Origin of the sequence: Kitasatospora sp. NPDC057518, assembly GCF_042802075.1 — a bacterium.
Taxonomy (GTDB): Bacteria; Actinomycetota; Actinomycetes; order Streptomycetales; family Streptomycetaceae; genus Kitasatospora.
Window position 1 is genome coordinate 1 of sequence record NZ_JBHVEU010000267.1, and the last position, 12,308, is coordinate 12,308.

Below are 12,308 nucleotides of genomic sequence, written 5' to 3' on the forward strand. Positions count from 1 at the left end.
CGCCGTACCGGGGCGGAAGCCCTCTCACGGTGGTGCGGTCAGTTGCCGCCGTGGACGAGGTTGAGGGAGAAGCCGTCGCCGGTGGGGACGGACGGCGTCCGGACCGTCGTCACCCCGGTGGCGGCGTCGTGGTACCAGCCCGAGCCGGCCGCGTCGAGCGCGGCGGCCGAGTCCCGCCGGGGCAGCGGGCCCGCGTCGGTGGCCACCAGGCGCGGTGCGGGGCGGCCGTGCACGGTGAGGCGGTACGAGCGCTCGGCCGGCTTGCCGGCGTAGTCGCCGTCACTGGCGCCGATGCGGATGTTGGTGACGGCGCGGCCGGTGTGCACGTCGACCTGCTGGGTGGCCGAGGAGCCGGCGGTGTACTGCCGGGTGACGCCGTCGTCCTCGTACAGGGTGTAGGAGGAGTCGCCCGAGGCCTTCGGGTAGAGGTCGTAGTCGAGTTCGGAGCGGTCGCGGTTCTCCCAGGACAGCGTGCCCTTGGGCCACATCGGGACGATCGCGCCGCCGCGGACGAACAGCGGCAGGGTGTCGAGCGGGGCGGAGTAGCCGTTGACCGTGGTCGGGCCCTGGTAGGTGCGGCCGGTCCAGTAGTCGGTCCAGGTGCCCTCGGGCAGGTAGATGCCGTCGCGCACGGCGGTGTCCGAGTAGACCGGCGCGACCAGGAGGTCGGGCCCGGCCAGGAACTCGTACGTCGCGTTCGGGCCGAGGGCGTTCGGGTCGTGCGGGTACTCCAGGGCGAGCGGGCGGACCGCGCCGACGCCGGTGCGGGCGGCCTCCGCGGAGAGGGTGTACATGTACGGCAGCAGCCGTTCCTTGAGTTGCAGGTACTTGCGGTTGATCGAGGTGTACGGCTCGCCGTCCAGCCAGGGCTGCTGGTCCCGCTGCTGCGTGCCCGTCATGTCCCGGGCCCAGCCGTCCATGGTCATGATCGCCGGGAGGAAGGCCTTCCACTGCAGGTCGCGGGTGTACATCGCGGGGTCCCGGCGGTAGATCGAGCCGACGTCGCCGGTGTTGTAGGCGATGCCGGACATGGTGGCGCCGGCGTAGGTCGGGATCTGCCAGCGGATGTAGTCCCAGGACAGGCTCTGGTCACCGCTCCACAGCACGCCGCAGCGCTGCGCGCCGGCCCAGGAGACCGGCAGCCAGACGAAGCCGCGGGCGTCGCTGCCGTCCTCGATGCCGGCCTTGGCCTGGTCGCAGGCGTTCAGCGCGAAGTCGTAGCCGTTGCCGACCCAGGCCACGTCGAGCTTGCGCACCCGTACGCCGGCCTTGACCTCCTCGGCCTGGTCGGGCAGGCCGTTCTGGGTCCACAGACCGAGCTGGGCGTGGTCCCTGCGCAGGCCCGTGCCGGTCTGCGCGAGGTTCTCGTAGCCGCAGCCGTAGCCGTCGTTGACCAGCATCCAGCCCAGCGGCATCTGGTGGTCCACGTAGCCGTCGGCGACCTTCAGCGCGTCCGGGGTGTGGCGCTCGCCGCGGTTGGCGTTGTGGAGGTAGCAGTCGGCGTCGCCGGGCTCCAGCCCGTAGACCGGCGGCATGAAGGGCTTGCCGACCAGGTCGGTGTACCGGCCGATCACCGCCTTGACGTCGCCGGTGAAGTAGTAGGCGTCCAGGCGGCGTTCCTGCTGCCCGGTGCGGACGGGCGAGCCGAAGTCGTAGATCCCGGGCGTGAAGGTGTTGCGGAAGACGCCGTAGCCGGCGGTGGAGACGTAGAACGGCTGGGAGTTGTTCCAGCCGCCCTCGTTCCAGTCGGTGCCGTTGGCGACGTGGACGGTCCGGTCGCGGTGGGAGAAGGAGCCGTTCTGCTCGCCGCCGCCGAAGAACTGCTCGTCCGCGCCGCGTTCGAGGCTCTGCCGCAGTCCGCCGGTGCTCCAGCGCAGCGGGGCGCTCTCCTGCCAGAGGGCGGTGCGGTCGTCGGCCTTGTACAGGCCGAACCGCAGCGGGTGCTTGTAGACCCGCAGGACCAGGCCCTTGGAGCGGATGCCGTAGTACGCGCCGGCGTCGAAGGTGCTGGTGTCGCGCTGCGGCTCGGGCTGCTTGCGGACGATCGTGCTGCCCGCCGGATCGGTGAGGACGCCGTCCGGGGCGGCGCGCAGGCGCAGCTGGTCGTCGGCGAGGAAGTCGACCCGGGCCTTCAGGGTGCCCGCGGCGATGTCGTAGCTGCCCTGGGAGCCGCCGAAGCCGGTCAGGTCGCCGGCGTCGGAGGTCTGTGGCAGGTACGCCGTACCGGTGTAGGAGCCGCCGTGGACGTCGTAGGGGACCACCAGGACGTGGTAGGTGCCCGAGGCCTTCGGGATCACCGTGGCCTCCGGGTCGGCGGTGCCGGCGCTGGTGGCCACCTGCTTGCCGCCGGCGTCGTAGACGTAGAGGTCGAAGTCGTCGGTGGGGTTCTGCCAGCGGACGGACACCGGGACGCCGCCCTCCGGGTTGTCGTCCCAGTACCCGGCCGGCACGTTCACGGTCAGGTCGAAGTGGTCGCAGACCGTGCCGCCCGGGTCCTGCGTGGCCGGAGGGCAGCTGGTGGGGTTGCCGAGGGTGCCCTTGGCGTACTGCGGGCTCTGCCAGGTGACGCTCCGGTGGCCCTGGTCGAGGACGGCGGAGGCGGGGGCCGCGGCGCGGGCGGGGAGGGCGGGCCCGGCGAGGGCGGGGAGGACGGCCAGGGCCGCCAGGAGGGCGGCCCTGCGGAGGTGGGGCCGGAGTGGACGCACGGTGGTGTCTCCGTTCGGCGTTCGAGGGGCGGGTGGTCGGGGGGCCGGTGGTCAGGGAGTGCCGGACTCGCCCGGGCGAGCGGGGAGGCGCCGACGGCGCACACCGCGGGGAGCGCCGGCACACGGTCGTCCACCGCGGTTGCCGTCTTCGTATGCGCTTGATCGACTGATTGGAAATGCTTGATTGACGTTGATTCCGCGCAGATGCGAAAGAGCTTCCTGGTTTAGTGAGTTCATGTCAACCATTGCGGTGGCAGAAACGCCCGGCCGGTGGGCCCGGCCGGGCGTCAGTGTGGGGTGGGAGCCGGGTCTTCGGGATCCGGGCCCGTGAGGACGGCGCCTCGGCGTCAGGCGCGCAGGATCCGTACGCCGTCGGCGGCGATCGCCTCCTCCTGCGCCGCCGTGACCTCGCCGTCGGTGACCAGGTCGTGGACGTCGGAGAGCGGGCAGATCCGGGCGAAGGTGACCCGGCCGATCTTGCTGCTGTCGGCCAGGACGACCGACCGCGCGCTGCTGCGCAGGAACGCCCGGTCGGTCTGGGCCTCCATCTCGTCGTGCGTGGTGCAGCCCTCCTGGGGAGTCAGGCCGTCCACGCCGATGAACGCGATGTCGAGGTGGTACTGCGCGAGCATCCGGTCGGCGGCCGGCCCCACCAGTTCGTAGCTGGTGGTCCGGGCGATGCCGCCGACCACCACCAGGCGGATGTCCGGCCGGACGATCAGGTCGGCCGCGATGTTGACGGCGTTGGTCACGATGGTGATCCCGCCGCGTTCGGCGAGGACGCGGGCCAGCTCGCTGGTCGTCGTGCCGCCGGTCAGGCCGACCACCGCGCCGTCGGGCACCAGCTGCTCGGCCGCCAGGGCGATGCGGCGCTTCTCCGCCTGCCGGGTGCCGTGCTTGTGGCGCAGCGGCAGTTCGAGGTTGACGGCGCCGGTGACCGCCCCGCCGCGGGTGCGGTGCAGCAGGCCCTGGTCGTGGAGCTCCTGGAGGTCCCGTCGGACGGTGGCCGCCGACACCCGCAGGAGCCCGGCCAGCTCGTGCACATCGGCGCTGCCCGTCTCGGTGAGGTGCGTGAGGATCCGGGAGGTGCGGTCGGCTTTGAGCATGGCGGAAGTCTAGTGCCGCGCGCGCGAGGGACGATCTTTGCGTGGAACTGCGCGGAACCGCGCGGCACCGTCGGGCGCGGGCGCGATGCAGTAGTCGGGGCGTTGCCGGGGGGCCGGGGCGCGGGGAGCCCGCGCAGCCCCGCGCGGCGCCGGGGAGCCGGGCCGGGTCCGTTCAGCGGCCGTCGGCCGGGCCGGTGCTGTCCCGGACGACGAGTTCGGGCCGCAGCAGCTGGATCGAGTTGGCCGGGCTGCCGGACCGGGTGAGGGCGCGCAGCAGCAGCTCGACCGCCTCCCGGGCCATCTCCCGTTTGGGGATGGCCACGCTGGTGAGCGCCGGTCGGGCCACGCCGACCTCCGGGTTGTCGTCGTGCCCGACGATCGACAGGTCGCGGGGCACGGAGCGGCCCTCGGCCCGGGCGGCCTCCAGTGCCCCCAGGGCGAGGACGTCGTGGGTGGCGAAGAGCGCGGTGATCGTCGGGTCGGCGGTGAGTGCCGCCGTCGCCGCGGCGAAGCCGCCCGCGGGGGTGGGTTCGGACGCCGTGTGGACGGCGGCGTCGGGGACGGTCAGTCCGTCGGCGGCGAAGGCGCGCCGGAAGCCCGCGACTCGCGGGCCGTGGTCGGGGCTGGCGAGCACCGCGACGCGTTCGTGCCCGAGTTCGCGCAGGTGGCGCCCGGCCAGGTAGCCGGCCCGCTCGTAGTCGATGGTGACCACCGGGAAGCGGTCGGGGGCGTCGGTCTCCCAGGCGCACAGGGCGACCGGGAAGGAGGCCTCGGCCAGCAGCGGCAGGTGGTCGATCAGGTCCCGGTCGCCGGCGATCAGCAGGGCGTCCACCGAGCGGCTGGTCAGGCCCGCCAGGTGCCGTTTGGCGCGCTCGCCGTCGAGCCGGGTGGTGCAGAGCAGCAGGTGGTAGCCGTTCGCGTCGAGGACGTCCTCGACCTCCTCGACGATGTCGGGGTAGAAGGAGCCCGTCACGGTGGGGACGAACAGTCCCACCGTCCTGGTGGCGCCGGTGGCCAGGGAGCGTGCGACCAGGTTGGGGGTGTACCCCAGTTCCCCGATCGCGGCGCGCACCCGGGCCGCGGTCGCCGGGCTCACGGCCCCCCGCCCCCGGATGACGTTGGAGACGGTCTGCTTCGTGACCCCGGCACGCTCGGCCACGTCCTGCATCGTCACCATGACTGGATCCTTCGACTTTACCGGTCAACTTGCCTTCGGTGAAAGGTAGGGCACCGGTGAGGGGGCGTCAAGATTGATCAAACCCCCGCCCTGGCTCGTCACTTGAGAGTTCCTTGCGTGAACGGTGTCGAGGCACCGCAGTCCTGAGCAGGTTTTTGCAAGGACTCTTGATTTACCGGTCAACCCGACCGTATCGTCCCAGCCATCCAGCCGCTCCCCGTCCTCGGGCCCCGGCTGACGACACGTCCGCGCGGCATCTCGCGCCTCCGAGAGGAACCACCCATGGGGAGAACGACCATGCCCGCCGCCCGCGTCGTCGGGGCGGCCACCGCCGTCGCCCTCGCGCTCGGAGCGGGCGCCTGCGGCAGCGGCTCGGAGGGCGGCGCGAAGGCCGCCGGCAGCTTCACCTACTGGTCGATGTGGCGCGCCGACGAGCCGCAGGCCAAGGTGCTGAAGGCCGCGATCGACGACTTCACCGCCACCACCGGCGCCAAGGTGGACGTCACCTGGGCGGGCCGGGACATCGCCAAGAAGATCGGCCCGGCGATCGCCGCCAACCGGGCCCCGGACCTGTGGGACGAGTCCGACGACAAGGTCTACGGCACCACCGCCGCGGCCGGCCAGGCACTGGACCTCTCGCCGGTGCTGCAGCTGCGGGTGCCCGAGGAGGACGTTCCGGTCTCCCAGGTCGTCCCGGCCAAGTACTTCGACATGCTGCCGAAGGACCCGTCCGGCTCCAACCACTACGTGATCCCGTACGAGGTCGTCACCAACGCCATGTTCTACAACGCGGCCGACCCGGCGATCACCGCCGCCATGCCGAGTCCGCCCACCGACTGGGCCGGACTGCTCAAGGTCTGTGACGCGCTGAAGGCGGCCGGGAAGGCGTGCGTCGCCTCCGAGGGGGAGGACCCCTGGAGCAACGCGCTGTACTTCGACTACCTGCTGGACGGAGCGGGGGTGAACGTCGCCCGGCTCGCCGCCGACCGGTCCGGCGCGACGTGGGACGACCCGGCGGTCCTCGGCGCGGCGCGGCAGGTGGAGCAGCTGGTGAGGGGCGGCCACCTGATCGAGGGCTACGACGCCACCAAGTACCCCGCGCAGGAGACCAACTGGGCGGGCGGCAAGGCCGCCTTCTACATGGACGGCAACTACGTCACCGCCGAGGTGGCCAAGCAGGTCCCGGCCGGCTGGAGGACGGCGTCGATGCTGCCGCCCGGCGCGAAGACCCCGGACGCCGCCCTGTTCGGCTTCGCCATCCCCAAGCGGGCCAGGAACGCCGCCGCCGCGCAGAAGTTCATCGCCTTCTTCCTGCAGAAGAAGCACCTGTCCGGGATCTCCACCACCGCGGGCAACCTCACCCCGCGCGGCGACATCCCGGCCCCCGCCGAACTGGCCGACGTCCAGAAGGCCCTGGAGGCCCCGACCGTGCGCCTCGGCTTCGACGGGGTGGCCGGCAGCTGGCTGTCCAAGGTCCTGAACGAGAACTACCTGGACTTCTGGCACGGCAGGACCACGGCCGACCGGTTCGTCGCCAAGTGCAAGGCAGACCAGGTCACCTACTGGCAGACCCAGGGCTGACGGTGGCGACGACGATCGAGGAGCCGCCCCGGACGGACGCCGCCCCGGGCCGGTCCGAGCGCGCCGCCCGCTCCGGCGTCGGCCCGCTGGAGCGCCAGCGCCGCCGGGTGTTCTGGCCCTTCACCGCCCCCGCGCTGATCGTGTACGCGGTGCTGTTCGTCGCCCCGGTCGGCTACGCCCTGTGGACCAGCCTGTACGCGTGGGACGGCATGGGCGAGATGGAGTGGCGCGGCCCGCGGAACTACCTCCTGCTGTTCCAGGACCCGAGGTTCCGCACCTCGCTGTTCAACACGCTCGAACTGATGGTCGTCGGAGGCACGATCACCTTCGTGCTCAGCTTCGCGCTGACCCTGGTGCTGCGCGAGATGCGGGCCAGGCTCTTCGCCCGGTCGGTGCTGTTCTTCCCCTCGCTGGTCAACGGCATGGTCTTCGGCATCGCCGCCGGGTTCCTGTTCTCGCCCACCGGCCCGGTCAACCAGGCACTGAAGGTCTTCGGGGTGACCACACCGCCCAAGTGGCTGTCGACGGACAACCTGCTCCCGATGGTCCTGGGCACCCTGGTCTGGACGGCGACCGGCTACTACACCTCCGTCATCATGGCGGCGGTCGACCAGATCCCCGACTACCTCTACGAGGCGGCCGAACTCGACGGTGCCGGCCCCTTCCAGCGCTTCCGGCACATCACCCTGCCGTGCGCCTGGGACGTCATCGCGGTCTGCGCGGTGCTGTGGACCGTCAGCTCGGTGAAGATCTTCGAGCTGATCCTGCTCTACGGTGGCAGCACCAACGCCTATCCGCCGGTGAGCAGTTGGAACACCGCCGTGTACGTGTACGCCGAGGCCTTCCCGCAGGGCACCGTCCCCCGGCTGGGCACGGCCACCGCCGCCGCGATCGTCAGCCTGGCCATGGTCACCCTGATCACCGTCGTGATGCGCCGCCTGCTGCGCCGCGAACCGGTCGAGTACTGACCCTCGCGTCCCGGCCCCCCGCACCCAACCGGAAAGGTCCCTCCCGTGCGACGCAGTAACCGGCCCACCGGACCCGCGAGCAGGATCGGCACGGCCGCCGTCTGGATCGTCGTCGCCGCCGACCTGCTGCTGCTCCTGTGGATCCTGCTGACCTCGCTGCGCAGCGGCCCCGACATCCTGCGGCACGGCTTCGGCCTGCCGACCAGCCCGGACACCGGCAACTACACCACCGCGCTCGACGAGGGCGGCTTCGCGCGGGCGGCCCTCAACAGCGTGCTCACCGCCGGCCTCTCCTCCGTGGTCGCCGTCGCCCTCGCCGCCCCCTGCGCCTACGCCCTCGCCCGGCGCCGCTCGCGGACCTCCTCGGCACTGACGATGAGCTTCGCCATGGGTCTCGGCGTGCCCGGCCAGGTCCTGGTGGTGCCGCTGTTCATCGGCCTGTCCCGGGTGGACCTGACCGACAGCGACCTCGGCCTCGGGCTGGTCTACGTCGGCCTGGCGATGCCGTTCACCGTCTTCCTGCTGACCGGCTTCTTCCGCGGCGTCCCCGGCGTGCTGGAGGAGGCCGCAGTCCTGGACGGCGCCGGCCCGCTGCGCACCTTCGTCCAGGTGGTGCTCCCGGTCGCCCGGGGCGGACTGGTCACCGCCTTCCTCCTGCAGTTCATCACCGCCTGGAACGAGACCCTGTTCGCCCTCGTCCTGACGAACAGCCAGGGAACGACCACCCTCCCGGTGGCGCTCTCCTCGTTCGTCGCGGCACAGCAGTTCAACGGCCTGGACTTCGGCACGATGTTCGCCGGGGTCTGCATCATCCTCGCCCCGATGATCGCGCTCTTCTCCTGGATGGGCTCGCGGATCATCCAGGGCATGACAGTTGGGATCGGCAAGTGACCTCGACCCTGCGCACCGACCCGCTCCGCATCGACGGGACCCCCGATCCGGTCGGCGGCACCCTGCCGATCCTGCACGGCCTGCCCCGGCAGACCGGCGCCGGCGCCGGGGTCGACGACGAGATGCGCCGCAACCTGGCCTACGGGGTGCCCGACACCTTGCTGCCGTACACCCGGCAGGGCGGGTACGACCGCGTCCGTACCGAGCGTGAACTCCCGTGCGTGGTACTGGAGAACGAGACCCTCACCGCGACCTTCCTGCCCTCCCTCGGTGGGCGGCTGTGGTCCCTGGTGCACCGCCCCACCGGGCGGGAGCTGCTGCACCGCAACCGGATCCTGCAGCCCGCCAACCTCGCCCTGCGCGACGCCTGGCTGGCCGGCGGGGTGGAGTGGAACCTCGGCGCCACCGGGCACTGGCCGCTGACCTGCGAGCCGCTGCACGCCGTCCGGGTGCGCGCGCCCGACGGCACCCCCGTGCTGCGGATGTACGCCTTCGAGCGGCTGCGGCGCCTGGTGCTGCGGATGGACAGCTGGCTGCCCGCCGGCTCCCCGGTGCTCTACGTCCATGTCGCCGTGCACAACCCCGCGCCGAGCGAGACACCGGTCTACTGGTGGTCCAACATCGCGGTGCCCCAGGACCGGGACGTGCGCGTCCTCGGCCCGGCCGACCACGCCTTCCACTGCGACTACGTCAGCGATCTGCGCCGGGTGGCCTTCCCGGAGGCCGACGGCGCCGACCGCAGCTACCCCGGCCGGGCGGCGCGCGCCGCGGACTACTTCCTCGACCTCCCCGGCGGCGAACGCCCCTGGATCGCCGCGCTGGACGGCACCGGCGCCGGGCTCGTCCAGACCTCCACCGCCCGGCTGCGCGGACGCAAGCTGTTCTGCTGGGGCACCGGCACCGGCGGCAGGCACTGGCAGGAGTGGCTCTCCGGCCCGGACTCCGCCTACCTGGAGATCCAGGCGGGCCTGGCCCGCACCCAGCTGGAGCACCTGGCGATGCCCGCCGGCGCCACCTGGTCGTGGACCGAGGCGTACGGGCTGCTGCAGGCCGATCCCACGGCGGTGCACGGGAGTTGGGACGCCGCCCGGAAGGCCGCCGGCCAGGCGCTGGACCGGCTGCTCCCGCCGCTGGAGCTGGAGCGGGCCGACGCCCGGGCCGGGGAGTTCGGCGCGCCCGAGGAGGTGCTGTCCGAGGGCGGCGGCTGGGCCGCGCTGGAGATCGAGGCCGGCGCCCTGCCCGCCTCGCCCGCCCTGCCCTTCGGCGAGCCGGCGGCCGCCCAGGAGCCCTGGCGGCGGCTCCTGAGGACCGGCACGCTCCCGGTCTGCGACCCGCCGGCCGAGCCGGTCACCGGGGCGCACTGGCGGCGGCTGCTGGAGGCGAACGCCACGGACTGGCACGCGCTGTACCAGCTCGGGCTGCTGCGCCTGGCCGACGGGGAACGGGAGTCCGCCCACGAGGCGTTCGAACGCTCCGTCGCCGTCCAGGCCTCGCCCTGGGCGCTGCGCGCGCTCGCCCTCCTCGCCCCGCAGCCGCGGGAGGCCGCCGACCTCATGCTCTCGTCCCACCGACTCCGACCGGAACTACGGGAGTTGACGATCGAGACGCTGGAGTCGCTGCGGCGCGCCGAGCGCCCAGCCGAGGCACTCGCGCTGATCGAGGCGCTCTCCCCGGCCGACCGGGCGCACGGGCGGATCAGGCTGGCCGAGGCGGAGGCGGCGCACGCCCTCGGCGACGACGACCGGGTCCGGCGGCTGCTGGCCGAGGGCATCCAGGTCGACACCATGCGCGAGGGCGAGCTCTCCCTGGACACCCTCTGGCTCGCCGTCCACCCCGGCACACCGGTGCCCCCGCAGTACGACTTCCGCATGGCCGACGGCTGACCGCCCGCCTCCCCGGACCACTCTCCCGTTCCGCACCCCCACAGCAGGGGCGCAACCGTGCGCCCCGCCACGGAAGAGGAGTACCAGTGCCACCTCTACCCACCCGATGGGCCCGCGCCCTCGCCGCCACCGCCCTGGCGGCGCTCGGCGCCGGAACCCTGGCCGCCGGACCGGCGTCCGCCGACAGGCCGTCCGCCGACTCACCCGCCGCCGGCAGGCCGGCCCCCGCGACGTACACGGTCTCGGTCGGCAGGACCGGCTCGTACGCCTACCCCGACGACACCCAGGCCAGTCCCTACACCGACAAGGACGGCACGTTCTACTTCCAGCAGTCGCACTCGCTGTACGGCGCGAACGACTCCCGGCAGTGGGACTTCTTCACCGGCCGGGACTTCGACAGCGCCACCAGGTCCGCCGCGATCAGCGACGCCGTCAACCCCGCCGACCCGTCGGACCGCAACGACGACACCACGGCACGCTGCAACAACAGCCCCACCGGACGGCAGTCCAGCTACGCGCCGCAGGGTTCGCACTACGCCCAGCGGAACTACTGCGACCTGGCCGGGGTCTGGGTCGACCCGGACAGCGGGGACTGGTACGGGCTGGTGCACAACGAGTTCACCCCCCAGCCCTTCGGTGACGGCCTGCACTACGACGCGATCGACTACGCCGTCTCCACCGACCAGGGCCGGACCTGGACGATCAGGGACCACGTGATCACCTCGCCCCGCAGCACCACGCGAGGTGACACCGCGGCCTTCCCGCAGCAGACCTTCTCCTACGGCGACGGCGACCAGCGACTGTTCGTGGACACCGCCTCCGGATACTTCTACGTCTTCTACGGCTCCCGGATCGTCGACAAGGGCGGCAGCTGGGGTGCGTTCCAGCAGCACGTCGCGCGGGCCCCGATGTCCGCCAAGATGGCGCCGGGCAGCTGGCAGAAGTGGTACGACGGCGCGTGGTCGCAGCCCGGGGCCGGCGGCCTGGAGAGCGACATGGTGCCCGCCGACGGCGCCAACCCCACCGGGTACCTCCCGCCGGCCAAGGAGTACGACCCGGCCAACCCCGGCACCGTGAGCCGGCAGATCGCGGCCGGCACGCTCGCCCCGAGCACGCCGCTGTTCGTCATGAACATCGCCTACGACGCCTACCTGGGCCTCTACATCGGCACTCCGCAGGCCGTCGACCAGAGCGGAAACGCCCCGCAGCAGATCTACGCCACCAAGGACCTGGCCACCCAGAAGTGGACGCTGCTCGGCGACACCGGCGGTTACCACACCGCCTCCTGGTACCGCTGGTTCCTGGACAGCGCCAGCCTGACTGGTACCACGATCGTCGGCAGGACCTTCCGGTCGTACTGCTCCTTCGCCTGCGCCGGCTCGGACGGCCAGTACGTCGAGCTCACCGTCGGCTCGTCCGCGCCGGCCGCCCCGCCGGTCGACCCGGCCAGGACCTACCGGATCCAGAGCGGCAACGGCAGGGTCCTCGCCCAGAGCGCCGGCGGCTCCGCCGTCACCTCCACGGCCAGGGCGGCCGGCTCCGCCCGCGAGTCCTGGCGGTTCCTGGCCGAGGGCGACGGCTCCTACCGGATCGTCAACGCCGCCACCGGTCGGCTGCTGGGCGTCGACGCCACCTCGACGGCGGGCCGGGCCTGGGGTGCGGCGCTGACCGCCACCGGCGCCGTCGACGGGAACGCCACCGTCGGGCAGCAGTGGTTCGTGCTCCCCAGCAAGGCCGGGAAGGGCCGGTTCCAGCTGGTGAACCGTTACAGCGGCCTGGTGATCGGCATGTCCGGCACCGCGGGCCGACTCGCCGAGACCGTGCCCGCCCGCTCCTGGAACGACACCACCGGCTCCACGGTCGGCGGCGGCCGCACGGCGGCCGAGCAGACCCTCGCCTTCGTTCCGCAGACGCCGCGGTGACGCGGGAGCCGGACACCGGATCGCCGCCGCGGCGGCGGTCGACCTCCTGACCCCGACCCCGACCCCGGCACGGCT

Annotated in this window: 8 protein-coding genes; 5 read left to right on the forward strand and 3 right to left on the reverse strand. The window is 72.6% G+C overall.

Annotated features, from left to right (window positions below; genetic code table 11):
• Positions 1-38: 38 nt before the first annotated feature.
• The 3 genes from ACFU7Z_RS25175 to ACFU7Z_RS25185 form a co-directional block, all read right to left on the reverse strand.
• Positions 39-2,705 (reverse strand): TIM-barrel domain-containing protein, encoded by a 2,667-nt coding sequence (locus ACFU7Z_RS25175; RefSeq protein WP_380779809.1) that lies wholly within the window; start codon positions 2,703-2,705, stop codon positions 39-41.
• Positions 2,706-3,052: 347 nt separating this feature from the next.
• Positions 3,053-3,811: a DeoR/GlpR family DNA-binding transcription regulator gene (locus ACFU7Z_RS25180; protein WP_049649312.1), complete on the reverse strand. Its 759-nt coding sequence runs from the start codon at positions 3,809-3,811 to the stop codon at positions 3,053-3,055.
• 172 nt (positions 3,812-3,983) lie between these two features.
• The gene (locus tag ACFU7Z_RS25185; protein ID WP_117486251.1) at positions 3,984-4,988 is read right to left on the reverse strand and encodes a LacI family DNA-binding transcriptional regulator; all 1,005 of its coding nucleotides are present in this window, start codon (positions 4,986-4,988) and stop codon (positions 3,984-3,986) included.
• Between the two features lie 282 nt (positions 4,989-5,270).
• Here ACFU7Z_RS25185 and ACFU7Z_RS25190 point away from each other — a divergent pair, with 282 nt between their 5' ends.
• From ACFU7Z_RS25190 to ACFU7Z_RS25210, 5 genes are all read left to right on the forward strand, one after another.
• Entirely contained in the window at positions 5,271-6,569 is a 1,299-nt protein-coding gene (locus ACFU7Z_RS25190; RefSeq protein WP_380779811.1) for an ABC transporter substrate-binding protein, read from the forward strand.
• A 2-nt stretch (positions 6,570-6,571) separates the two neighbouring features.
• Positions 6,572-7,537, forward strand: a complete 966-nt coding sequence (locus ACFU7Z_RS25195; protein ID WP_380743673.1) for a carbohydrate ABC transporter permease — start codon at positions 6,572-6,574, stop codon at positions 7,535-7,537.
• Between the two features lie 45 nt (positions 7,538-7,582).
• Positions 7,583-8,428 (forward strand): carbohydrate ABC transporter permease, encoded by an 846-nt coding sequence (locus tag ACFU7Z_RS25200; protein ID WP_117486249.1) that lies wholly within the window; start codon positions 7,583-7,585, stop codon positions 8,426-8,428.
• The gene (locus ACFU7Z_RS25205; RefSeq protein WP_380779813.1) at positions 8,425-10,311 is read left to right on the forward strand and encodes a DUF5107 domain-containing protein; all 1,887 of its coding nucleotides are present in this window, start codon (positions 8,425-8,427) and stop codon (positions 10,309-10,311) included. Before ACFU7Z_RS25200 ends, ACFU7Z_RS25205 begins: the two co-directional genes overlap by 4 nt.
• Positions 10,312-10,397: 86 nt before the next feature.
• On the forward strand, positions 10,398-12,233 hold the full coding sequence (locus tag ACFU7Z_RS25210) for an RICIN domain-containing protein (RefSeq protein WP_380779815.1): 1,836 nt from the start codon (positions 10,398-10,400) through the stop codon (positions 12,231-12,233).
• The last annotated feature ends 75 nt before the right edge of the window (positions 12,234-12,308 follow it).